The following is a 23,417-nucleotide window of genomic DNA, read 5'->3' on the forward strand; positions in this document are numbered from 1 at the left end:
CAGGGATTATCTCACGCTTCTGGCCCTATGGGCTGGCCTGCTTTTACTGGGCTTTCTTCTCTGCGTTGTGTTCAACCCTTTCGGTTTTTTTGCCGTCGCCATCGCCATGGGCATCCTGCTTCTGTCGGGTGTTCTCTCAGCCGTTCTCATCCTCGTCCTGAAACCAGTTCTTATCCGCTATGCGTTAGCACGCCCTAATGCCCGCTCCAGCCACAAGATCCCGACTCCTCAGGGTGGCGGGATTGCGGTTGTCGGAGCTGCTTTGTTGATGGTGCTGCTACCAGCGTGGTTTCTGAATCTTCCGGGTTATGTCCTATCCCAGTTTCTCATTGTGGCCTGTGCTTCTATCGGCTTGGCATTGATTGGCGCTGTCGACGACATTCGACCACTCCCCGCAAGCCTACGCCTATTGCTGCAGATGGCAGCCGTCATGGCTGTGGTTTTGACAAGCGGAATTCGCATCTTCCCTGAATGGATGCCTCTGGGCGTGGAACAGGCTCTGCTCATTTTTGGCGGCGTGTGGTTCGTGAATCTCACCAACTTCATGGATGGCCTCGACTGGATCACCGTTGCCGAAATGGTGCCGGTGACAGGAGCAATTGTTATCCTCGGTCCAATGGCGAGCCAGGAGCCCCCACCGCTTCTTGCTATGGTGATAGCCCTCGCCCTCTGCGGCGCCCTCCTCGGCTTCGCGCCCTTCAACAAGCCCGTTGCCCGCCTCTTCCTCGGCGATGTCGGCTCGCTGCCCATCGGCCTCCTCGTCGGCTGGATGCTGCTGGAACTCGCTGGAACAGGCGCGCTCGCGGCCGCTCTCCTGCTGCCGCTCTATTATCTCATGGACGCCACCATCACCCTGCTGCGCCGCCTCGCGCGGCGTGAGAAGGTGTGGGAGGCGCATCGCAGCCATTTCTACCAGCAGGCCACCGACAACGGCTTCTCGGCGCTACAGGTCAGCGCCCATGTTTTCGGCCTCAACCTTGTCCTGGCCGGTCTCGCCGCTATGACATTGATCTGGTCCTCGGGCGCCGTGCAGATCGCGGCGCTTGTCTCAGGGATCGTCCTCGTCGGCCTGATGCTCAGGCGCTTTTCCACACCACGCCAGACAATTCCTTTGGAGGTTTCCCGATGAACGCACCCCTGATTGCCCTCACCGGCGCAACGGGTTTCATCGGACGGCACCTCCTCACTGAGCTTCCCAAACGCGGCTACCGGGTCCGGGTGCTGCTGCGCCGCCCCTCCGAGGTGCCGGCGGGTGCCGCGAGCGCCGTGATCGGTGATATCGCCTCCCCGCACAACATGGCGGCGGCTTTGCGCGACGTGGACATGGTGATCCACTCGGCGGGCCTGGCGCATGCCATGTCGGGACGGCCGGAGGACGACTATCGCAGCATCAACACGGACGCGACGGTAAAGCTCGCCCAGTCTGCCGAGCGGGCCGGCGTGAAGCGCTTCGTTTTTCTCTCCTCGATCCGCGCGCAGAGCGGTCCTTCCACTGATCGCGTGCTGACGGAGGATATGACGCCTGAGCCGACGGATGCCTATGGCCGCTCGAAGCTCGAAGCCGAACGGGGATTGGCCGAACTCGGGCTGGACTGGGTGGCCCTTCGCCCGGTTCTCGTCTACGGCCCTGGCGTGAAGGGCAACATGGCTGCCCTGCTCGGTCTCGCGCAGTCATCCTGGCCCCTGCCACTCGGCGGCCTGAGGGCCAAGCGCTCGCTCCTCTGTCTCGACAACCTGGCGGCGGCTGTGGACACGGTTCTGAAGGCGGACGGACCCTTGAAGCGCCCCTTCATCGTGGCCGATCCGAAGCCGGTGACGATCCCCGAAATGGTGGCCGCCCTGCGCGAGGGTTTTGGACGTGGGCCGGGACTGATTCCGGTTCCGGGGTTCGTTCTCAAAGGGGCGGCGGCTCTGGCGGGGAAGGCTGAGGCCTATGAGCGGCTGGCAGGCTCGCTCGTGGCGAGCCCGGAGGCCTTGCGGCGTCTAGGCTGGCAGCCGGTCAGTTCGACGCGAGACGCGCTTGCGGAACTGGCGCGACAAGCGGGGGGGCAGGCTTCCGGCGCTTGAATTCCGGGATCGCCTCTTCGAACACCCGCTCGGCCAGGGCCCGGTCGCCTTCCACGAGGGCGCGGTCCAGGATCTTGAGCCATTGCTCGACCCGCTCGCGGTCGGCGAAGATGGGCTTTGCCGCCATGACGCCGTCGATGCCGATCTCCGTGCGCGGCTCCTCGCGGGCGAACAGGATCTCGTGCAGGCGCTCGCCGGCCCGCGCGCCCGTGACGGCAATCTCGATGTCCTCGCCCGGCTCATAGCCGGCAAGCCGGATCATGCGCTCGGCGAGCTCATAGATGCGCACGGGCTGGCCCATCTTGAGCACATAGACCGAGGCGCGCTCGTCGCCGTTGGAGCGCTCCGTCAGGGACCGGCTTTCCTCCGCATGAGACGCGGAGGTGAGCACCAGGTCGGCCGCCTCGCGGGTGGTCATGAAGTAGCGCACCATGTCCGGATGGGTGACGGTAACGGGTCCGCCGCGGGCGATCTGCGCCTTGAACTTCGGCACCACGGAGCCGACCGAGCCCAGCACGTTGCCGAAGCGCACCGCGATGGTGCGGGTGGCGCCGTTGCGGCCCATGAACTCGGCATCCAGCGCCTGCCCGTACATCTCGGCAAGGCGCTTGGTGGCGCCGAGCATCGAGACCGGATCGATGGCCTTGTCGGTGGAGATCATCACGATGGTGTCGGCGCCGGCCTCGACTGCCGCATCGGCCACGTTCACCGAACCGAACACGTTGGTCTTGATGCCTTCCGTCCAGTTCTTCTCGAGATAGGGCACATGCTTGAGGGCCGCCGCGTGGAAGACCACCTCCGGCTTGAACTCGCTCATGACCTCGCGCACCCGCTCCCGGTCGCGCACGTCGGCAATGACGCCGTCCACATTGGTGTCGCTGGACAGGAGCGTCGGGTTCTCGAGAATGTGGTGCAGGGACGGCTCGGAGCTTTCCAGAATCAGAAGATCGCTCGCCCCGAAAGCCACCGCGCGGGTGCAGATCTCGGACCCGATGGAGCCGCCGCCGCCCGTGACCAGCACGCGCTTGCCGCGGATGAAGGTTTCCAACCGCTGCCGGTCGATCTGCACGGTGGGACGCAGGAGCAGGTCTTCGATTTCGAGCGGCGCGAGCTCGGCGTTGCGCATGCCCTCGCCGAGGCTCGTGACCCGCACAAGGGGCAGGCCGAGACGGCGCGCGCGCGCGAGCAGCATGTCCGGGTTCGCTTCCGGCGTGAGCGCGCTCGGGGTCGCCACCAGCCGGCGGATCGGTACGCCCCGCTCCTGGAAGTCCTGCACCACCTGGTCGAGGTCGGCGAAGGTGCCCAGCACCGGAACGCCGCGCATGGACTGGCCGAGATCGTCGCTGCGATAAGAGAGGATGCCCCTGGGCTGGATCTTTTTGACCGTGCCCGCCTCGATGGCCCGCAGGATCACCTCGACGTCGGCGACGCGCCCGAGCAGCAGGGTGGGCGTGCTGGCATCGCGCTGCAGGCTGTTCCGGGACCGGGCGTACTTCACGTAGCGGAAGGCAAGGCGCGGGCCGCCCAGCAGGAACATCTGGATCAGCCAGTAGAGGGCGATCGTGATCTTGCCGAAGAAGAAGGTGCCTCGGACCTGCGGCGAGACGAGGATGTAGTCCACCACCAGCAGGGCAATCGCCAGGATGGTGGCGGCCCGGAAGATGTTGAAGAGATCCGGCAGGGAGGCAAAGCGCCACTTGGACTTGTAGAGCTGCGAGAACCAGTAGACCACGCCCGCAAAGGCGATGAAGGGCGGCAGGAACAGCGGCAGGTGAACCAGCCGCTCGCTGAGCAGCGTTCCCTCGAAGCGCACGAAGAACGTCGCGAGGACGGCCACGCCGGTCATCACGAGATCATGCACGATGATGAGAGTTTTCTTGAAGTCCTGCCGATTCATGGCCCTGCCGTCTGCTGCCTCGGGGTATCGGATGGGCTCACCTCTTTGTCAATGTAACCTTGTCCCGCTATCGATGCCAACAGCGCAGGCCCCTCACGCGCCCGGCAGAGGGCTCTGCGGCACGATCAGAAGGCGGCCATCCTCGGTTGCGACCCTGGCCCTGATGCCGAAGCTGGAGGCGAGCCGGGCTTCGGTCAGGACCACCTCAGGAGCCCCTGAGGCTTCGAGTTTTCCTTGATCCAGCAGGGCGATACGGTCGGCGAACCGGGCCGCCAGGTTGAGGTCATGCAGGATCGCCACGACGGTAGCGCCCGCATGGGCACAGGCCTTGATCCCGTCGAGCACTATGAGCTGATGACGCGGATCGAGCGCCGCGACGGGCTCGTCGGCCAGGAGCACCGGCGCCTGCGTCGCGAGAGCGCGGGCGAGCAGCATGCGGGCGCGCTCGCCGCCGGACAGGGAGGTGGCGGGCCGGTTCTCGAAGCCCGCAAGCCCAACGGACAGGAGTGCCGCCGCCACCGCGTCCCGGCCAGGCGCCGGCAGACGGTCCGGCTCCTCCCCGTGGGGCAGGCGGCCGAGCGCGACGACGCTTTCGACCGGCAGAGGCCAGGCGACCGTGCCGCCCTGCGGCAGGTAGGCGATGGCCCGCGCCCGCGCGGACGCCCGCATCCGGGCAACGGGGGCTCCGTTCAGGGCAACCTCTCCGGCCGAAGGCTGCACCAGGCCGGCCATCGCCCGCATGAGCGTGGTCTTTCCCGCGCCATTGGGGCCGATCAGCACCGTCAGGCATCCGGGCTCAAGGGAGAGGTCGATGCCCTGGAGCGCCCGGCGGGCCCCGAGATCGACCGAAAGGGCGCGGATCTCGAGGCGCATCATGCGGGCGCCTCCACCAGCTCGGCCCTGCGGCGGGCGATCACCCAGAGAAAGAACGGCACGCCGATGAGGGCTGTGAGCACGCCGACCTTGACCTCGGCGCCGGACGGGATGAGGCGCACCGCGCAATCCGCCGCCAGCAGCAGGGCTGCTCCCGCAAGGCCTGCCGGCACGAGCGTGCGGGCCGGGTCGTAGCCCACGAAGGGACGGACGAGATGGGGTGCCACGAGGCCGACGAAGCCGATGGACCCGGCAACCGCCACCGAGGCGCCGGTGCCGATGGCGGCGCCAGCGACGATCAGGCCGCGCAGCCGCGCCACGTCGGTCCCGAGGCTGCGCGCGGTCTCCTCCCCGAGCGCCAGGGCGCGCAGGCCCGATGACGCCTTCAGGATCAGAAGCGAAGCCATGAGAACGAACGGAGCGGAGAGCCCCACATGGACCACGGACCGGTCCTCGAAGGAGCCGAGCAGCCAGAACACGATCTCCGTGACCGCAAACGGATTGGGCGAGAGGCTGATCGCCAGCGACGTGCCGGCACCCGCCAGGCTCCCGACCGCGAGGCCTGCGAGAACCAGCACCACGATGGTGGCGCTCCGCCCCGCCACCGCCACCACGAGGGCGATGGACAGCATCGCCCCGGCGATGGCCGCGAAGGGCAGCGCCCAGGACAGGGTGCCGACGAGCCCGGAATAGATCACCAGTACGGCCCCGAAGGCCGCCGCCTGCAGCGCGCCGAACACCGCCGTGTCGGCGAGCGGATTGCGCAGCATCCCCTGAAGCGCCGCGCCGGACAGGCCGAAAACCCAGCCGATCATGAGAGCGAGCACGGTGCGCGGCAGGCGGATCTCCCGCACCACGATGCTGGCCGCTCCCTCGTCCGACACGAAGGCCTTCAGCGCCGCAAGGGTCGAGATCGGCGCCGGGCCTATCACCAGGGAGGCGAGGCTCAACGCGCCGAGGAGGGCAATCAGGCCGGGGATGAGGGGCGAGGGAGGACGAGGCATCAAGGATTGTTTCGTTGCTTCATCGGTAGAGCATGAAACGCAGTGAGGACAAAGCCACCCTCATCCCACCGTGGTCATCCCGGACGGCGCAGCCGATCCGGGATCGTGTGCAGGATGAAACGCTGACTCCCTCTCCCTGAGAGAGAGGGCTGGGGTGAGGGGTTACAGGTTTATCCGGAGAGGACACCAACCCCTCACCAGCGCCTGAAGGAGCGACCTCTCCCATCGGGGGAGGTGAAGGGGAGCCATTCTCGTCTTGCGACCCCGGATCGGCTGCGCCGTCCGGGATGACGCCCTCTGGTGATGACGTAGGGGTGCAGGGATGGTTCGATAGCAATGTTCTTACTTTGTTCTTGACAATCATCCTAAGTTCGGCTATATCGTTGTGCATCCTTTCCCGACGAGGGGCGCGCTCGCGAGGCGTCGCAGATGTGGGGTAAGGAGCGGTCCCGCCGCAGGTCTCGCACACCTGTGATCGCGGGTGGCCGATCCTGGCATGCCTCCAGGTCCGCTGAAACAAACCGCGCGTGACGAGCAGTCTGGCTCTCACTTATCCCATCACCATCGAGCCGGGCTGCCCAACGCGCCACCCTCGATTGACCTGACGGCTTGAGGCCACCCAGCCTCAGGCCCGAAGGTGCTGGTCTTTTTGGAATGAATGCGGGTTCGATCTCCCGCATCTCCATGCTACGAAACAGGTCAGCACCTCACCAAACACCGATTGAGAGAGCGGCATGAACCGTTTGTTCGCCAACCTGCCCACCACCGTCTTCGAAGTGATGTCGAGCCTTGCCCGGGAGACCGGCGCGATCAATCTCGGCCAGGGCTTTCCGGACGATCCGGGCCCGGAGGATGTGCGGCGGGCAGCGGCGGATGCGGTGCTCAACGGCTACAACCAGTATCCGTCCATGATGGGCATTCCGGAGCTGCGTTCGGCCATCGCCACACACTACAAGCACTGGCAGGGCGTCGATCTCGATGCGAACACGGAAGTGATGGTCACCTCCGGCGCCACGGAGGCGCTCGCGGGCGCGATCCTCGGCATCGTGGAGCCCGGCGATGAGGTGGTGCTGTTCGAGCCCATGTACGACGCCTATCTTCCGCTCGTGCGCCTCGCCGGCGGCGTGCCGAAATTCGTCACCCTGCAGCCGCCGCATTTCCGCTTGACGGAAGAAGCGCTGGCCAAGGCCTTCTCGCCGAAGACCAAGGCGGTCGTGTTCAACAACCCGCTTAATCCGACCGCCACGACATTCTCCGATGAGGACCTGAACCTGCTGGCCGATTTCTGCCGCCGGTTTGACGCGATCGCGATCTCCGACGAGGTCTGGGAGCACGTGGTGTTCGACGGCAGGCAGCACCGGCCGATCCTGGCGCTCGACGGCTTGCGCGAGCGCTCGGTGAAGATCGGCTCGGCGGGAAAAATCTTCAGCCTCACCGGCTGGAAGGTTGGCTTCGTGTGCGCCGCCCCGTCCATCATGAAGGTGCTGGCGAAATCCCACCAGTTCCTCACCTTCACCACGGCACCGAACCTGCAGCACGCGGTGGCCTACGGGCTTGCCAAGGACGACGTCTACTTCGAGAGCATGCGCAAAAACTTCGCCCGCAGCCGCGACCGTTTCACGGATGGCCTGCGGACGCTGGGCTTCGACGTGATCCCGAGCCAGGGCACCTATTTCGTCAACATCGACATCTCAGCCCTGGGCGAGACCGACGACGTCGCCTTCTGCCGCCGCCTCGTCATGGAGCATGGCGTCGCGGCGATTCCGGTCTCGGCCTTCTATGCGGAAGGCGCGGTGAAGAACGTGGTGCGCTTCTGCTTCGCCAAGAAGGACTCGACGCTTGATGCCGGGCTCGAGCGGCTGGCGGACGCGATCAAACAAGCACGCTGAACCATGACCGGACAGGGATGCGCGATGCGCCTCATCACGCTCCTGTCCGCTTTCCTATGGCTCGGCTCAGCAACAGCACAGGCGGAGCCTCTGACGATCCGTGACCTGGCGGGCATCTATCGCGTTCCCGTCACGGTCGATTTCCTCCACCCCGAGCGTCCTTTCAAAACCCAGCACATCCTTGAGATCGTTCCCTATGGGCAGGGGAACTTCTACATCAACACCGAGATCAACGGCCATCACGCCTGCACCCTCTCCGGCATCGCGGAAGTCGAAGAATCCCGGCTGGTCTACCGCAGCGTTCCGGGCGAGGACGATCCCTGGCCGGCCTGTACGTTCTCCATACAGCTTCAGGCCAGCAGGATCGTTTTCGACGATGCCGAGGGAGCCTGCCGAAGGCTGTATTGCGGCGCAAGCGCTGGCCTCGACGGTGTGAGCTTTGACGCGAAATTGCGGCGCCCTCTCGGCAACCTGAGAAAGATCCGCAGCTCCGCAGGATACGAGGAAGCCGTTGCGGTTTACGAGCGCCTCCTGCAGTGGCGCACAGCCCAGCCCAAACAGCCTTGACGCGCGGAGCAATAGGATCTCAATTGAGCGCCTAGCCGATCAAGGCTTTTCTCGTTTCGCAGGAGTGCCGCCCTAAATGATCCGTCTTCTCGCTTCGGTTGCTCTGACCTTAAGCCTTGTAACCGCCGCCACCGCTCAGGAACGTGTGGTCAACGTCTATAACTGGTCCGACTATGTGGACCCGAAGGCGCTGGACGAGTTCACGAAGCAGACCGGCATCAAGGTGGTCTACGACACCTACGACAACAACGAGATCGTCGAGACCAAGCTGCTTGCCGGCAAGTCCGGCTATGACATCGTCGTGCCGTCAGGCCCCTTCGTGCAGCGCCTGATCGGCGCCAAGGTGTTCCAGAAACTCGACAAGGCAAAGCTGCCGAACCTCGCCAACCAATGGCCGGAGGTGACGCAGCGTCTGGCCGTGTTCGATCCCGGCAACCAGTTCGCCGTGAACTACATGTGGGGCACCACCGGCATCGGCGTGAACGTCAAGAAGGTGAAGGAAATTCTGGGCGACATGCCGCTCAACACCTGGGACCTCGTGCTGAAGCCGGAGATCTCCGCGAAGCTCAAGAGCTGCGGCATCTACATGCTGGATTCACCTGAGGATCTCTTCCCCGGCGTGCTGGCCTATCTCGGGCTCAATCCCGATTCCAAGCGCGTCGAGGATCTGAACAAGGCGGGCGACGCCCTGTTCCGCGTGCGCGGAAACATCCAGAAGTTCCACTCCTCCGAATACATCAACGCGCTTGCCAACGGCGATATCTGCGTGGCGGTGGGCTATTCGGGCGACATGATCCAGGCCAAGAGCCGCGCCGAGGAAGCCAAGAACAACGTCGAGGTCGGCTATGTCATCCCGCGCGAGGGCGCGCTGATGTGGTTCGACAGCTTCGTGATCCCGGCGGATGCCAAGAACGTCACGGAAGCGCATGAGTTCATCAACTTCATGCTCCGCCCCGAGATCGCCGCCATGAACACGAATTTCGTGTCCTATGCCTCCGGCAACCTTGCCGCGAAGCAGAACATCGACAAGGCGATCCTCGACAATCCCGGCATCTATCCGGACGACGCCACCATGAAGCGCCTCTTCACCAACACGGCCTATGACGAGCGCTCCCAGCGCACCGTCACCCGCCTCTGGACCCGCGTGAAGACCGGCCGTTAATCCGGCGCTCAGCTTCGTTTGTGCATCGTCCCGGTGCCCGCAAAGCTCCGCCTTATGGGCGGGGCTTTTTTGTTTGAAGAAGGACGTTTTGTCATGCGCCTAGCCGCTGTTGTCGCTCTGGTCACCTTGAGCCTCGCCTCCCCGGCCCTGGCACAAGCTCCCGTGCCGCGCCAACCCACGATCAGCGTGATGGGAACCGGCGAGGCGGAGCTGAAGCCCGATTTCGCGCGCATCCATGTGACGGTGGCAACGCAGGCCGAGACGGTGGCGCAGGCAAGCACCGCCAACAATACAGCCACGGAGCGGGTGCTCGCCCGCATCCAGGGCCTCGGCATCAAGCGGGACGACATCAGGACCGCGAACTTCCAGGTCTTCCAGACTCCGCAGCAGGTCGGCCCCGACGGCAAGGAGGTGAAGACGCCGAAGTTTTCGGCTCATCATAGGCTCCAGATCACCACCCGCGATCTCGACGGCGTCGGGCGCCTGGCAGGCGAGATCCTGGCAAGCGGCGACATGACCTTCCAGTCGGTCTCCTTCGGCCTCGACCGGCAGGAGCAGGGCGCGGACAAGGCGCGCGAAGCCGCCGTGCGGGATGCCAAGCGGCAGGCCGAGGTCTATGCGACGGCCGCCGGGGTGTCCCTCGGTCGCCTCCTGGAGATCCGGGACGGCTCGGCCCAGCCCTTCGAGCCGCAGCCCGACATGCGCATGTCGATGGCAATGTCGAAGGGAGCCGAGTCGGTGCCGATCGTGCCCCCGGCGACGATCCGCTATACTGCCAATGTCCAGCTCGTCTGGGAAATGGCCGGGCAGCCCTAAAGCCCCGGCCGACAGGTCTCGCTAAGCCGCCTTCACGCTGTTGAGGAACTGGTGGATTTCGGCGCCGAGCCGCTGCGCTTGGTGCTCCAGAGCCACCGAGAGATCCGCCACGGCCCGGGCCGCATCGAGAGACTGCACGGCAACGCCCTGCGTGGTCTCGATCGCCGACGTGCCGGCCTGCGCCTCCGACGAGACCTGAGCCACCGACTGGGCGATCTCCGACACCGCCGCCGTCTGCTGGCTCACGGTTCCGGCCACCGTGGACACCACTCCTGCCAGATCCTCGACGGAGGCCTGCACGGTGCCGAGCGCCACCAGGGTCTCCCGTGAGGCGGCCTGCACCGCCTCGATCTGCCGGGCGATCTCCTCGGTGGCCTTGGCGGTCTGGCCGGCCAGGTCCTTCACCTCGTTGGCCACGACGGCAAAGCCCTTGCCGGCCTCGCCGGCCCGGGCCGCCTCGATGGTGGCGTTGAGCGCCAGGAGGTTGGTCTGCGCCGCAATGGTGCGGATGAGGCCCGCCACTTCGCCGATCTGGGACGTCGCGGCCGATAGGGTCGTCATGCTGCTCGAAGCGCCGCGCGCCTCGGCGACGGCGCGCTCGGAGGCTTTTGCCGAGGCATTCGTCTGGGCTGCGACCTCGGACAGGGATGCATCGAGCTCTTCGGCAGCGCTCGCCACCGCCGACATGTTGTGCGCGGTCCGCAGGGAGGCGCTTCCTGCGATCTGCGCCTGCTGGGTCACGTGGTTCGCCGAGCCCTCCAGCTGGCCGGAAGCCTTGGCGAGATCGCCCGTCACCTCGCGGACCTCCGCCAGGATCTGCTCGACCGTGGAGTCGAACGCCATGATGGCATTGGAGATCGCGTGGGCGCGCTCGGCATCGACAGCCGCCATGCCCTCGCGCTCCCGGGTGAGCCGCTCGCGCTCGCGGGCGTTGTCGCGGAAGACCAGCACGGTGCGGGCCATGGCGCCGATCTCATCCGTCCCCTTGGTGGAGGGAATCTCAACGGAGGCATCGCCGTCGGCGAGCCGCCGCATGGCCTGCTGCAGGCGGGTGAGCGGGAGGGAAATCGAGCGTCCCACGATGAAGTTGAGGACGAGGCCGAACAGAAGCGTCGCGCCCATGGCCCAGAGGATCAGGGTGAAGGTGCGCTGCTGCGAGGCGGTGAGCTGAGCCTCGGTCTTGTGGGCTTCCGTGCGGACCTTGGCGAGCAGTTGATCGAGAACCGGCACGAGCAGGTCGAACTGCCCCATCAGCTTCTCGCTCTGGCCCGCCACCTCACGCTCCAGCTCGCCCCAGGCATGAAAGGCCTCCTGGAACGACGCGCCGGCGCTCTCGACAGCGGCCTTCTCCTTGGCAAGATCGCCGGAGAGCTGGGCCAAGGCGCGGGTGAAACGCCCCTGCTCCACCTCGAAAGCGCCCAGAATGCTCTCCTCGAGCAGGATCCTGGCGCGAGCCTCCTGATTGAACATGCCCAGCATGGCGGCCCACAGGCGCCATGCGATGGTCTCGCCGCTGCCGGTCAGGGGGCGCACGAGCTTCTCGAGATTGGCCTCGGCTTTGAGAAGGCGCCCCTGTGCTCCCTCGTCCGGCTTGTTGCCGATGCCGGTGTAGAGCTTCTCGAGGGACTTGCCCTGGCCCAAGAGGGCGGCGGCATGCTGCTTCAAGGCAGCGACTTCGGGCTCGATCAGGCTCGCGCCCGGTGCCGCGCTCATCTCATCGAGCTGGACGACCAGGGCCTTGTGCTGGTCGAGGAAGGCCTGGCCGTGATGGCTGAGGCGGCTCGTGGTCCATTCGCCGGCTACGACCTTCAGGCCGTCGGCCCGGCCGCGAAACCCGTTGGCCTTCTCGGCCAGCGCCGAATAGGTCTGCTGCGCCGAGAGTGCCTGCTCCACCTCGGAGCGGCCCGTCTGGAACACCGCGCCGATGACCGCAAAGCCGAGCACCATCACGCCGCTCAATGTGGCGACGCGCATCCGCACCGACGGCTGTTTCAACCGAGCCAGAAACCCCATTGCCCCCGAATCCCTCTTATACCGTTGCGGCAAGATTGCGGGGGACGTCTTAAAGATATCTTTACGTTAGGTCAGAAGCCGACTTAGCCGTCTCAGGCGGCCTTCGGCATCTCTGTCATGATGGCGTAGAGGGCAGCGGCATCCCGTGTGGCCCGCACCCGCTCGATCAGGCCGGGCTCGCGCAGGACCCGGGCGACCCGGGCCAGGGCCTTCAGGTGATCCGCGCCGGCGCCTTCGGGAGCCAGGAGCAGGAAGAGAACGTCCACCGGCTGGCTGTCGAGAGCCTCGAAGTTCACCGGTTTGTCGAGACGGGCCACGAGACCGAAGATCCGGGCCAAGTTCGGCAGCTTGCCATGGGGAATGGCGATGCCTTCGCCGATCCCGGTCGAGCCGAGGCGTTCGCGCTGCAGGAGAGCCTCGTAGATGGCAGTCTCGGGAAGATCCGTGAGACGGGCCGCATGGGAGGCCAGTTCCTGAAGAGCCTGCTTCTTGCCGCTGACGCGCAAGGCGGGCAGGACGGCCTGAGGGTCTAGAAAATCCAGCAAGGGCATCGATCACGCTGCATTCTTGATGTGAAGCCTGGAAGGCCTCTCACCGTTCCACGCAAGAACTGGGCCAAAAGAGGTAGATCCCCTCAAGCCTGTGCAAGCGGCGGATCGACCCAACCGATCGCTCCGTCACCGCGGCGATATACGACGTTCACGCGTCCGGTGCTAGCGTGGATGAACACGAGAGCGGCCGCCCCCGTCAGGTCGAGCTGCATCACAGCGTCGCTGACGGAGAGCGTGTGCAGCGGCTTCGTGGTCTCGGCTACGACGATGGGATGATAGCCCTCCTCCTCGACGGTTTCGTCACTCGGCGCCTCGAACACCGCGTAAGGCACCTCGATGCCACCGGCGCGCGCGCCTGCGCCGGATTTGCCCTTGAGTCGCTGCTTGTAGCGCCGCAGGCGATTCTCGATCCGGCCCGCCGTCTGGTCGAAGCTGGCATAGGCGTCGCCGGCGGCACCGGAGGCCTCCAGGGTCATGCCCGAGGTGAGGTGAAGCACGCATTCGGTGCGAAATCCGCCGCCGTCGCGGGTGACGGTCACATGGCCGGAATAGCCGCCGTCGAAATACTTGGCCAGGGCGCCGGCCATCCGGGCCTGGACCTGGGACCTGAGAGCTTCGCCGATATCGAGATTCTTCCCCGACACTCTCAATGTCATCGCATTCTCCCTCGCCTCACACTGTCCCTGTGGCGCCTTCGCTGTGCTGCGATCCTTCAGGGTGACGTTTGGAGATGATGATCCGAATAAGGGCCAATGCAAGTCTTGAAATTGCGGGCTTGAGCGGTCAAGCTTCGCGCCCGAGCCGGCGGCGCTCGGATGAGGACGGAATGCGCAGAGCGTCCCGGTACTTCGCCACCGTGCGGCGGGCGACCTGAATCCCCTCCAGCTTCAATTTCTGGGCAATTGCCTCATCCGAGAGCACATCCTCCGGCTTTTCGGCACCGATCATCTGGCCGATGCGGTGGCGCACGGCCTTGGCCGCATGCTCGCCCTCGCCCGTCGCGGCGCCGAAGAAGAACTTCATCGGGTAGGTGCCGCGCTCGGTGCCGATGGCCTTGTTCGCCGCAACGCGCGAGATGGTGGATTCGTGCATGCCGATGGCGTCCGCGACGCTTTTCAACGTGAGCGGGCGCAATCCGGAAACGCCCTGGCGGAAAAACTCCTCCTGATGGCGGGCGATCTCGGCCGCCACCTTCAGGATCGTCCTGGCGCGCTGCTCCAGGCTGCGGGTGAGCCAGCTCGCCGCCTGGACGCATTCCGACAGGAAGCTCTTGTCCTCCTCCTTGTTCAGAACCTTCGCTACCTCGGCGTAATAGGTGCGGTTGAGCAGGATGTGGGGCATGGTCTCGGGATTGAGCTCGACCGCGAGGCTGCCGTCAGGCGCAGGCCGGACCAGCACGTCCGGCACGAGCACGTCGATGGCGGCAGGCGTGAAGGCAAGCCCTGGCTTGGGCTCCAGGCGGCGGATCTCGGCCAGCATGGCGGCGAGATCCTCTCGGCCAACGCCGCACACTTTCTTCAGGGCAGCAAAATCCTGCCGGGCGACGAGGTTGAGATTGCCGAGCAGCGCCTGCATGGCCGGGTCCAGCCGGCCTAGCTCCTTCAGCTGGATCGCGAGGCATTCGGCAAGGTCTCGCGCGCCGACGCCGGCGGGCTCGAAGGTCTGAATCAGCTGCAGGGCCGATTCCACATCGGCGGGCGCCGTTCCCAGGCGAACGGCGATTTCCGCCAAGTCCTCCCTGAGATAGCCGGCCTCGTCGAGGCTGTGGATCAGGTGCTCGCCGATCATGCGAAGGTGGGGGTCGGACGTGGCGAGATCGAGCTGCGCCTCCAGGTGTTCGGTCAGGCTGGCCGCGCGGGCCAGCGTTTCGCCCAGTTCGGACCCGATCTCGCCGTGGGTCGGGCCGGACGCTCCCGAGGAGGGCGAGCTCCGCAAAGGTGAAGGGCCGGGAACGATGCGGGGTCCCAGAGCCTGCGCCTTTTGCTTGGCACGCAGGAAGTCGGCGAGGCTCAGGCCCGGCGCGTCGGCCGGGATCTCGCCTTCCTGCAGAAGGGGATTGCGTTCGAGTTCCGCCGCCACATAGGAAGCGAGTTCCGCATGGGAGAGCTGCAGCAGCTTGATGGATTGAACGAGCTGGGGCGTCATGGTCAGGGACTGACCCTGCCGCAGCTCCAGCCGTTGCATCGCATTCATGACCGCACCCGAAAAGGCATGCTTCCTGCATACCTGTCGATTTTTAGCGGGATCGGGAGCGATCCGTCAAAAGGGATACATCTCAGTAGAGGCGGAAATCCTCGCCGAGATACAGGCGGCGCACTTCCTCGTTCGCCACGATGGCGTCCGGCGTGCCCTCCGTCAGAACGCGGCCGGAATGGATGATGTAGGCGCGGTCGATGAGCCCCAGGGTCTCGCGGACATTGTGGTCGGTGATAAGCACGCCGATGCCGCGGCGGGTCAGGTGCCGCACGAGGTTCTGGATGTCGCCGACCGCGATGGGATCGATGCCGGCGAAAGGCTCGTCGAGGAGCATGAAGGTCGGCTCGCCGGCCAGCGCGCGAGCGATCTCGCAGCGCCGCCGCTCGCCGCCCGAGAGCGCGATGGAGGGCGACTTGCGCAGGCGTGTGATGTTGAACTCCTCGAGGAGCGCGTCGAGCTTGCGCTCGCGCTCCTTGCGGCTGGGCTCCACAATCTCGAGCACGGCGCGGATGTTGTCTTCCACGTTGAGGCCGCGGAAGATCGAGGCTTCCTGCGGAAGATAGCCGATGCCGAGGCGGGCGCGGCGATACATGGGCAGACCCGTCACGTCGTGGCCGTCGAGGCTGATGACGCCGCGATCCGCTCCCACGAGACCGGTGATCATGTAGAAGATCGTGGTCTTACCCGCGCCGTTGGGGCCGAGAAGACCGACGGCCTCGCCGGCGCGCACCTGCAGGCCCGCATCCTGCACCACGGTGCGGCCGCGATAGCTCTTCTGCAGGCCCTTCACGGCCAGGATGCCCGCGCCGCCGAAGGCGCCCTCGCCCTGGGTCCGGGAAGAACCATGCGAGACTGGCCCGGCTGCATGGGGCTCCAGGAGGCTCACGTCCGAGGGACCGGGTTGAGAACGGTTGAAAAGCGGTTTCACAGGATCTTCGCTGATGATGGACTAGGGAATAAGCGGGAAGAGAACATCCCGCCTCAGTTCGTCGCCGGCCTTTGCGCAGGCTTCGGCTTGGCATTGTTGCCCGGAGCGTTCGCGCCACCGGCTCCCGTCGGTGCCGGACCGCCGTTGCCGGGCACGAACAGCGCCCTCACGCGGCCGCCGGGGGTGGTTTCGATATTGGCCACGCCGGTGTTGATGTCATAGAGCACCCGCTCGCCCTTGGTAACGTTCGGCCCGTCGCTGAGGGTGGCGTTGCCGGTGAGCAGAATCTTGTTGGAGCCGCGGTCGAAGGTGGCGTTCTCGCCCGTGGCCACCTGGGTCCGGGACACGATGGTGACCGGGCCCTTGCAGTCGATCTTCTTGATCGCGCTGTCGTCGGTGCCCTGCGCGGCAGGAGCAGGGGCCGCCTGTCCGCCGTTCTGGTCCCGCTGCTCGTAGAACACGGTCATGATCGTGCACTTCATGGTGCTCTCGCCCTGAACCGCCACCACGTCTCCGGTGAAGACGGCGCGCCCCTCCTTGTCGAAGACATCGAGCTTGTTGGCATCGATCTTGATCGGCTCCTTGCTGGAGCCGAAATTGCCGAAGCCGACCGCGCGCTCCTTGCCGGCCTGGGCCCAGGCGGCCTGCATCGGAACGGAGGCGAGAAGCGCAACAGTGAGGGCAGCGCGTGGGAAACTCATCATGGACGGGTACTTGTCTGTTGGGGCGCGGTGGCGGACGCAGGCATCGTGGAACCCGTGCCGGCGGCGTCCTTGGACGATGGGGTGGAGCGGGACGGCTCGAGAACGGTGCGCACGCGGCCTTCGAAGCTCATGACCTTGCCGTTATCCGTGACCTTCAGCTTCTCGGCCTCGATGGAGCCGTTGCCGAACAGGACGGAGACGGGTTCGTTGGACGTCACGTTGCCGGACTTGAACTGCACAAAGGCCGACTGGAGCCTGACTTCATGGCCGGCATCCGTGGTGACCACGATGTTGTTGCGCAGCCGCATCTGCTCTTTCTTGGTATCCAGGGTTCCACCGGCAGCCTGAAGCCATGCGACGCTGCCGCGATCATCCGTGACGATGCGCGCCTTGAGATTTTTGAGCTGCACCAGATCGGGCTTGCGCACGTCCTGCGTAGCCTCGCTGGCGGTCACCTCGTAGGGGCGGTTGTCGTTCTTGAAGCCGGTCAGCTTCGGGCTCGCCATGGTGACGTTGCTGCCGCTCACCCCGATGGAACCGAAGCTCAGGTTCTGGATGTTCCGGAACGGGTCGTAATAGGCCACGAAGCCCACGGCGCCCATGCCGATCAGGGAGCCGAGGGGAATGGCGATCTTGGCGAAGCGCACCCAGCGGGAATGGCGACGGGCCTTGGTATAGGCGCGCGTCGACCGGCCGGCCGGCCTCAAGGCCGGGCCGTCACGCATCGTGGTGCCCTGGATTACCGCCACTTCTGAAACCCCTTCCGCCTCACAATCGGCCCCGCGCCATGCCGGACGGACATGGCGATGTTATGACGGATATGGAGTTTTATGCGGGAAAGTTTAAGCGCCCGTCAAGAATGGGCGAAAATATCGGTCTCGGACCAGCCGAGAAGGTCGAGCTGCGCCCGGGTCGGCAGGAAGCTGAAGCATTGATGGGCAATGCCGAGGCGGTTTTCCCGCTCCAGCATGCGGTCGAGCTTTTCCCTAAGGGCATGCAGGTGCAGCACGTCGGAGGCTGCATAGTCGAGCTGGGCGGGGGTGAGGGTGTCGGCGCCCCAATCGGAGGATTGCTGCTGCTTCGACAGCTCCACGCCGAGCTGCTCGCGCGCCAGATCCTTCAGGCCATGGCGGTCGGTATAGGTGCGCACGAGCCGCGAGGCGACCTTGGTGCAGTAGACCGGGCGCGGCATCACTCCGAAGGTATGGAAGAGCACGGCGAGATCGAAGCGCGCATAGTGGAAGATCTTGAGTACGCTCTCGTCGGACAGGACGCGGATCAGGTTCTCCGGCAGAGGACCGTCCTTGAGGATCTGCACCACGTCCGCCGTGCCGTCCCCGGTGGAGATCTGCACCACGCAGAGCCTGTCCCGGTGCGGGTTGAGGCCCAGCGTCTCTGTGTCGATGGCAATGGCGGCGCCGGGCGTGTAGGTGGCGGGCAGATCGCCGCGATGAAAGCGTACGGTCATGGAGCATCCAAAAATCTGATGTAACAGGCTGTAACGCGTCTGGCCGCCGGCTTCAACGGATGAGAAAAGCCCCGCTTCCGCGGGGCTTGTGTCGTCTGCGACGATGCCGGAGATCGAGAGCAGGTCCGGACCCGGCGCACAACCACTGGCGCCGGCGCCCTTGATGCAGCGCGCTGAGGTTATGCGGCCCTGCCGTGCTCGATCTGCGCGGACTTGTTGTCCTGCCCCAGGCTCTTCACGCCGGTGTCGGATTTGATCTCGATGCGGCGCGGCTTCAGAGCCTCGGGCACCTCGCGCTTGAGCGCGACCGCCAGCAGGCCGTTCTCCAAGTTCGCATCCGTCACCTTCACATGGTCGGCGAGGTTGAAGATCTGCTTGAAAGCACGGGTTGCGATGCCGCGATGCAGGTACTGCTTGCCCTCGTCGGAGCCTCTCTTCTGGCCCATGACGAGCAACTGGCCCTCCTTCTGCATGAGCTCGATCTCGTCAGGCGAGAAGCCTGCAACGGCCATGGTGATGAGGTACTGGTCCTCGCCCAGCTTTTCGATGTTGTAGGGCGGCCAGTTGGTCATGGTCTCGACCTGTGTCGACTGGTCGAGCATGTCGAACAGGCGGTCGAAGCCGACCGTGGAGCGGTACAGGGGAGAGAAATCGAAAGCGGATCTCATAGCCATATCCTCCGTTGAGCAACATGGGTCTAAGAGCGCCGGACACCCGCCGGCGCCCGTATGGCCAAGCCTTTGAAAGGCCTTGGCAATCATGATCTTAGGAGCGGTTTTTTCTCTTTTCAAGAGGGTGCCGAAGCCCTGCCGAAAGGTTTTTGAAGCGGGCTGGCCATCATGCCCGCCAAGTCCTAGCATCGGGCTACTTCAAACAGGGAACGACCGACATGCTTCGCATCCTCTCCCTCGCCTTGTTGACGATTCTTGCCCTCCCAGCTTCCGCAACGGAAACACCCACGGACGGCACAATCGTCGCCCAGGAGCAGCGGCCGCAGCAATCCCCGAAACGGGATTGCGAGAGGAAGCAGGACGAGGGCGTCAGCTAAGCCTGCAAAACGGGATCCGACGCCGCTTCCATGATTCCGGGAATTCCATCGTCGGTCGGAGCAGACCGCCGCCGCAGGGCGGCGTTGAGTTCGGCACCGAAGATGAAGATCGCGGCTGAAATCTGCAGGAAGATCAGCGCCGTCAGGATGCCCGCAAGGCCCGCATAGGTGGCCTTCAGATGGCTCATGTTAGCCAGGAACTCGCCATAGAGGCTGGCGCCCAGAAGCCAGAGAATCAGGGTGGCGGCGATGCCGGGTAGCACGTTCCATGCGCGGGGCCGGGCATCCGGTAGCCAGAGATGGGTCGCCACGAGGCCTGCCACCAGGACGATGGACGCCAGCCCATAGCGAACCACGTTGTAGGTGAGGCCCAGGGCCTTCAGGTCCGGCATCGACAGCACCGCGGCGCGCCAGAAGGACGGCCACAGCACCACCAGAACCGCGGAGGCGACCAAAGCCCCCGCCCCGATCAGCACGAAGCCCACGCCGATCAGCCTCGCCTGCCACCAGGGCTGGAAGCGTTCAACCCCATATGCCCGGCACAGGGCGATCCTCAGGCTCTCCACGCCGTTCGTAGCCACCAGCAGGGTGAGCACGATGCTGATGGTCAGCACGTTTCGGCGCGGGATGAGAACCTTGTCGGCCTCCCGGGCCAGCGGGCCAGCGACCCCTTCGGGCCAGAAATCGAAGAGCAGGTGAATGATATGCGTCGAGATGCGCCCGGCCCCGAGAAGGGCCGCCAGGGCGGCGACGCAAATCAGGAAGGGAAACAGCGCAATCACTAGCGAGAGCGCCACGTGGCTTGCCACGGCAAGGCCGTCGTTACGCGAAAACTGTGTGCCCGCGTCGGCGATGGTCGCGAGGATCGAGCGGGCACGGGGAGGAACAGAGGGGAAGCGCATCGTCGATGGAGAAATCCTGGACTGGCAGACCGGGCGAATGCTGTTGCGCGATCCAGCCTCTTGGTGCCTGTCTCCGGCACCCAAGGCAAGATCCATTCTGCCACAGGCGGTTGAGCGCTCCCCTATGAAACCCGGCCCCGCGCCTCGTTCGCCAGCCGGATCAGCATCGGCCGCACCTCATGCGGGCCGGTGAGCGCCCGTGGGAAAGCCAGGCGCAGGATCTCGTCTCCGAGCGCCATCTGGACCCCTTCCGGATCGACGCCGATCAGGCGCCAGGCACCCTCGCGGGCGCCGCAGAGCTGCGTGGCATACAGCGCCACCGCGTCGGCGTGATCCTCGTTCATGTGCTCCACGGCCTGGGTCTCGAAATCGTAGAAGTCGAAGAACTCGGAGAGATCCGCCAGCAGATCCTTACGACCCATACGATAGGCCCGGCCGAAGCCGCCATTGAGGCTGGCGGACACGACCTCAAGGCGCCAGAACGCGAAATCTGGAAAGTCAACGTAGAGCTCGGCCTTGGGATGCTGCAGCAGGTAGCGGCGGCGGATGTGCCGCGCCTCCTCGCTCTCCCGCTCGAGCCTGTGAGCCTTCGCCAGCAGGGTGAGGCGCGGGTGCGCCAGCGGGTCGCCCCGGCCTAGGGAGGACAGGAGCAGCGAACAGCGCGGATCGGCCTCCAGCAGGCGCGTGTGGGCGGAGAGCTGCGAGGTGAGGATGAGAGGCGAGCCGTCGATATCCGTTCCCACCTGCACGAGGCTCGCGAACGGCGTGCCGCTCTCGGCATCGTTGGTGGCGAGCGCGCCGGAGCGCGTCGTGCGCAGGAGCTTCTTCGCCAGCGCCCGCGCCTCGTCATCGACGGGCAGGAATGGATCTTTAGCCATGACGTCTCACCGGCTCCCCGTCGATCAAGCCGCTGCACGATACTTTCCGCAAAGCGCTTCGAACCGCTCAACCTGGTCGGCTTTGAGAGTGTGATCCTTATTGTAACCGACGTAAATCTTGAACATCACGCCCCCGTCCCGATTGACGAACTGCACCGAGCAGGTGCGTGTGCCGAAAGAGGGACGGTCGACGAAATAGATGGACTGGCAGCGATCCATCCTGAAGTGCCCGCCGACGGGGCTGTCGCCGTGGACGTTGAAATAGCCGTGGCCGAACTCGCCCGGCACGATGGCACCCTCGCTTTCGAAGAAGCCATCCAGGGTGTGCACGACGAAGCTGACATCGCCCCAGGTGGTCAGCTCGCGCCAGATCTCCTCGAACAGATCCGCACCGACGCATACGGCGCTCTCAGGCACGAGACAATCGAGGACCGCCTGCATGGGAACGCCGCGGGCTTCGGTGATCGACTTGCCAATGGCCGCTAATTGAAGTGGTGCAATCAAATGGGAAGACGGCAGATCGCTCCGGAGCCTTCCAAGGGATCATCTCAGATGATGTAGAAGTCCTTGTTCGTCATCCCAAGCTTCTTGGCGATGGTGGCAAATGCTACGGCTGCACCTTTTCCAGAGCCATCAGAATCGTAGTAGAGAACGCCACTATCCTTATCGTAGATAATTCGGTCATCCTTATCGTGCGCCTTGCCCGTGTTGTTGGTCCAAAACGCGGATGACTTAAGGGTGCCGTTCGCGCCAACCTTCGTGAACACAGCGTTGTCCAAACGGACTGTGTCATCAACGACCTTGAAATCCTTTATGGCATCCTTGTTCGTGCGGGTGTTCGCCTTCGTGTCAAAGACGAATCCGTCCTTGCCGGCACCGCCATAAAGGGTGTCATTCCCTGCACCACCGAATAGGAAGTCATTGCCACCCTGCCCATAGAGCTTGTCGTTACCGCCAAAACCTTTGAGGGTATTACTGCCCGAAGTTCCATTCAGGGTATCAGCTCCGGCATAGACTTGCTCGGGTGTCGGCGGAGGAGGGTTATACGGAGGGGGTGGCGGAGGGTTTGCTGGGAGCAAGCTGGAGAGGCTGAATGTTCCATTGTCAAAGTATAGAGCCTCAACACCCAACACGATGTCGGCGCCCCATCCGCCTACCAGATCTCTGACCGTGACCGAACCGTCATAGTTTACAGTGAAGATATAGTTGGTGCTGACTCCGCCGAAACTTGCGATATCGTAGCCTTCACCCCCAATAAGGACGTCGTTTCCGTAGCCACCACCAAGAGTGTCATTGCCCTGATCGCCTAAGAGCGTATCGTTACCAGCGTACCCGATGACGAGGTCATTGCCATATCCAGCACGAATGATGTCGTTGTAATCGTTGCCTTCAAACGTATCGTTGCCTTGGTTTAAGCGAACCATCCAAGCATTGGATTGCAAATCTGATACTGTCGTCCAAAGGTTTAAATCGGACATCTCCATGGTCTTTATGATGTCTCCCGACGGATCTACAAAGCCGGAAAGCATGTAATCGACCTGGACATCATAGTCATTGGTCCAAAATACGATCCCCATCCAGTTCGCATAAGGATTCCCGGTCACATCGTATTCGACGTACTTGTTACCAAACGCGTCTATGTCACCGAAGTCGCGTAGATACGTCTGAATGTTGGGATCTGCCTCAATGTAGTCCCAACCGGAATCACCGGTCGTAGACATGTTAAAACCTACACCTGCCGCATTGTATGCAATGAAGTTAGCCATCTCGTCCCCAGTTACACTCGTTGTTTCTTAACGAGTGCTGTGCCCGAATCCTGTCCATTAGCAAGGCAGGAAACCTATGTTGCCGATAGGACCCTTTAGCAGAAAAAACCTAGGAAAACCTGGATTCTTTAGGATCTCTAAGCATCAAAGATGTCGCACCTCAGCAAATCAATTAGCCGATTGGATTTAGTCCAACTCTTTATGAGGACAGTTATATCCGTTTCGCTACGTCAAGCAGCCAATAGAATTAGAGATAGACTCTTTGTGATGTCGCCATAACTTGGAAGAGCATTCAATGTCGAAGGAATTCCTACGAATTCCATTAGGTTATTGGCTCCTTGAGTGCCCCAAACAAAGCAGTTCCTAGTGACACGCCAGGGAACAACTTTTCCTCGAGCCCTTGAGGGTGTTGTACGTGTCACACAACGGCATCCAATAGGACACTGAGGCGTGTCGGCAGTTGGCACCCAGGCAGGATCTTGCCCCCTTTCGTTCTGACCATTCCCAGCGACGTACCGGTCATATGTTGAAGGGCGATAGCGCCATGAGCAGCCACAAGTTGTTGTGACCCCATTACAGGACAATCGTAGAGGCAAAGGGGGACTTTGCGCTAAAGCGCTTTTGATCTGGGCTTGAATCCATTCGGGTGGGCTGCGCGTTGACTAGGATATGGCCCGGGAGGCAAGCC

The 23,417-nt window shown here is 64.0% G+C and carries 23 protein-coding genes; 7 read left to right on the plus strand and 16 right to left on the minus strand.

Features of this window, described 5'->3' with window-relative positions; all coding sequences use genetic code 11:
• The first annotated feature begins 106 nt into the window (after positions 1-106).
• Complete coding sequence (locus tag JKL45_RS09195) at positions 107-1,129, plus strand: MraY family glycosyltransferase (protein ID WP_201860855.1); 1,023 nt, start codon at positions 107-109, stop codon at positions 1,127-1,129.
• Positions 1,126-2,067 carry an NAD-dependent epimerase/dehydratase family protein gene (locus JKL45_RS09200; protein WP_201860815.1) on the plus strand — a complete coding sequence of 314 codons (942 nt, stop codon included), beginning with the start codon at positions 1,126-1,128 and terminating at the stop codon, positions 2,065-2,067. Before JKL45_RS09195 ends, JKL45_RS09200 begins: the two co-directional genes overlap by 4 nt.
• Here the strand turns inward: JKL45_RS09200 and JKL45_RS09205 are convergent.
• From JKL45_RS09205 to JKL45_RS09215, 3 genes are all read right to left on the minus strand, one after another.
• Entirely contained in the window at positions 2,000-3,964 is a 1,965-nt protein-coding gene (locus tag JKL45_RS09205) for a nucleoside-diphosphate sugar epimerase/dehydratase (RefSeq protein ID WP_201860816.1), read from the minus strand. The two genes, JKL45_RS09200 and JKL45_RS09205, sit on opposite strands and share 68 nt — an antisense overlap.
• Positions 3,965-4,057: 93 nt before the next feature.
• On the minus strand, positions 4,058-4,840 hold the full coding sequence (locus JKL45_RS09210; RefSeq protein WP_201860817.1) for an ABC transporter ATP-binding protein: 783 nt from the start codon (positions 4,838-4,840) through the stop codon (positions 4,058-4,060).
• Positions 4,837-5,841 (minus strand): FecCD family ABC transporter permease, encoded by a 1,005-nt coding sequence (locus tag JKL45_RS09215; protein WP_201860818.1) that lies wholly within the window; start codon positions 5,839-5,841, stop codon positions 4,837-4,839. Before JKL45_RS09215 ends, JKL45_RS09210 begins: the two co-directional genes overlap by 4 nt.
• 734 nt (positions 5,842-6,575) lie before the next feature.
• On the opposite strand from JKL45_RS09215, the gene JKL45_RS09220 reads away from it, so the two are divergent.
• From JKL45_RS09220 to JKL45_RS09235, 4 genes are all read left to right on the plus strand, one after another.
• The gene (locus tag JKL45_RS09220; RefSeq protein WP_201860819.1) at positions 6,576-7,730 is read left to right on the plus strand and encodes an aminotransferase; all 1,155 of its coding nucleotides are present in this window, start codon (positions 6,576-6,578) and stop codon (positions 7,728-7,730) included.
• Between the two features lie 24 nt (positions 7,731-7,754).
• On the plus strand, positions 7,755-8,297 hold the full coding sequence (locus tag JKL45_RS09225; protein ID WP_201860820.1) for a hypothetical protein: 543 nt from the start codon (positions 7,755-7,757) through the stop codon (positions 8,295-8,297).
• Between the two features lie 76 nt (positions 8,298-8,373).
• Positions 8,374-9,459, plus strand: a complete 1,086-nt coding sequence (locus tag JKL45_RS09230) for a polyamine ABC transporter substrate-binding protein (RefSeq protein ID WP_201860821.1) — start codon at positions 8,374-8,376, stop codon at positions 9,457-9,459.
• 93 nt (positions 9,460-9,552) lie between these two features.
• On the plus strand, positions 9,553-10,275 hold the full coding sequence (locus tag JKL45_RS09235) for an SIMPL domain-containing protein (protein ID WP_201860827.1): 723 nt from the start codon (positions 9,553-9,555) through the stop codon (positions 10,273-10,275).
• A 21-nt stretch (positions 10,276-10,296) separates the two neighbouring features.
• Here the strand turns inward: JKL45_RS09235 and JKL45_RS09240 are convergent, their stop codons facing one another.
• The 9 genes from JKL45_RS09240 to JKL45_RS09280 all read right to left on the minus strand — a co-directional run bounded on the left by JKL45_RS09240 (position 10,297) and on the right by JKL45_RS09280 (position 18,803).
• Positions 10,297-12,270 (minus strand): methyl-accepting chemotaxis protein, encoded by a 1,974-nt coding sequence (locus JKL45_RS09240; protein WP_201860828.1) that lies wholly within the window; start codon positions 12,268-12,270, stop codon positions 10,297-10,299.
• Positions 12,271-12,380: 110 nt separating this feature from the next.
• Positions 12,381-12,839 (minus strand): PTS IIA-like nitrogen regulatory protein PtsN, encoded by a 459-nt coding sequence (gene ptsN, locus JKL45_RS09245; RefSeq protein ID WP_201860829.1) that lies wholly within the window; start codon positions 12,837-12,839, stop codon positions 12,381-12,383.
• Between the two features lie 83 nt (positions 12,840-12,922).
• On the minus strand, positions 12,923-13,495 hold the full coding sequence (hpf, locus tag JKL45_RS09250) for a ribosome hibernation-promoting factor, HPF/YfiA family (protein WP_201860831.1): 573 nt from the start codon (positions 13,493-13,495) through the stop codon (positions 12,923-12,925).
• Positions 13,496-13,622: 127 nt separating this feature from the next.
• On the minus strand, positions 13,623-15,032 hold the full coding sequence (rpoN, locus tag JKL45_RS09255) for an RNA polymerase factor sigma-54 (RefSeq protein WP_201860832.1): 1,410 nt from the start codon (positions 15,030-15,032) through the stop codon (positions 13,623-13,625).
• Between the two features lie 82 nt (positions 15,033-15,114).
• The gene (lptB, locus tag JKL45_RS09260; protein WP_312896932.1) at positions 15,115-15,963 is read right to left on the minus strand and encodes an LPS export ABC transporter ATP-binding protein; all 849 of its coding nucleotides are present in this window, start codon (positions 15,961-15,963) and stop codon (positions 15,115-15,117) included.
• Between the two features lie 53 nt (positions 15,964-16,016).
• A complete protein-coding gene (locus tag JKL45_RS09265; RefSeq protein ID WP_246498417.1) occupies positions 16,017-16,667 on the minus strand; it encodes an LptA/OstA family protein in 651 nt (216 codons plus the stop codon).
• Positions 16,664-17,416 carry an LPS export ABC transporter periplasmic protein LptC gene (gene lptC, locus JKL45_RS09270; protein ID WP_201860833.1) on the minus strand — a complete coding sequence of 251 codons (753 nt, stop codon included), beginning with the start codon at positions 17,414-17,416 and terminating at the stop codon, positions 16,664-16,666. The genes JKL45_RS09265 and lptC overlap by 4 nt, the downstream gene beginning before the upstream one ends.
• A gap of 104 nt (positions 17,417-17,520) precedes the next feature.
• A complete protein-coding gene (locus JKL45_RS09275; RefSeq protein ID WP_201860834.1) occupies positions 17,521-18,135 on the minus strand; it encodes a ribonuclease D in 615 nt (204 codons plus the stop codon).
• A gap of 179 nt (positions 18,136-18,314) precedes the next feature.
• Positions 18,315-18,803, minus strand: a complete 489-nt coding sequence (locus tag JKL45_RS09280) for an Hsp20 family protein (RefSeq protein ID WP_201860835.1) — start codon at positions 18,801-18,803, stop codon at positions 18,315-18,317.
• A 221-nt stretch (positions 18,804-19,024) separates the two neighbouring features.
• Here JKL45_RS09280 and JKL45_RS09285 point away from each other — a divergent pair, with 221 nt between their 5' ends.
• The gene (locus tag JKL45_RS09285; RefSeq protein WP_201860836.1) at positions 19,025-19,183 is read left to right on the plus strand and encodes a hypothetical protein; all 159 of its coding nucleotides are present in this window, start codon (positions 19,025-19,027) and stop codon (positions 19,181-19,183) included.
• Here the strand turns inward: JKL45_RS09285 and JKL45_RS09290 are convergent.
• The 4 genes from JKL45_RS09290 to JKL45_RS09305 form a co-directional block, all read right to left on the minus strand.
• Entirely contained in the window at positions 19,180-20,085 is a 906-nt protein-coding gene (locus tag JKL45_RS09290; RefSeq protein WP_201860837.1) for a YihY/virulence factor BrkB family protein, read from the minus strand. The genes JKL45_RS09285 and JKL45_RS09290 overlap by 4 nt on opposite strands.
• 122 nt (positions 20,086-20,207) lie before the next feature.
• A complete protein-coding gene (locus JKL45_RS09295) occupies positions 20,208-20,963 on the minus strand; it encodes a HugZ family pyridoxamine 5'-phosphate oxidase (RefSeq protein ID WP_201860838.1) in 756 nt (251 codons plus the stop codon).
• 24 nt (positions 20,964-20,987) lie between these two features.
• On the minus strand, positions 20,988-21,467 hold the full coding sequence (gene hutX, locus JKL45_RS09300; RefSeq protein WP_281401750.1) for a heme utilization cystosolic carrier protein HutX: 480 nt from the start codon (positions 21,465-21,467) through the stop codon (positions 20,988-20,990).
• A gap of 44 nt (positions 21,468-21,511) precedes the next feature.
• On the minus strand, positions 21,512-22,729 hold the full coding sequence (locus tag JKL45_RS09305) for a calcium-binding protein (protein ID WP_201860840.1): 1,218 nt from the start codon (positions 22,727-22,729) through the stop codon (positions 21,512-21,514).
• Positions 22,730-23,417 lie beyond the last annotated feature (688 nt).

The organism is Microvirga soli (assembly GCF_016734765.1).
In the GTDB taxonomy this organism is placed as follows: domain Bacteria; phylum Pseudomonadota; class Alphaproteobacteria; order Rhizobiales; family Beijerinckiaceae; genus Microvirga; species Microvirga soli.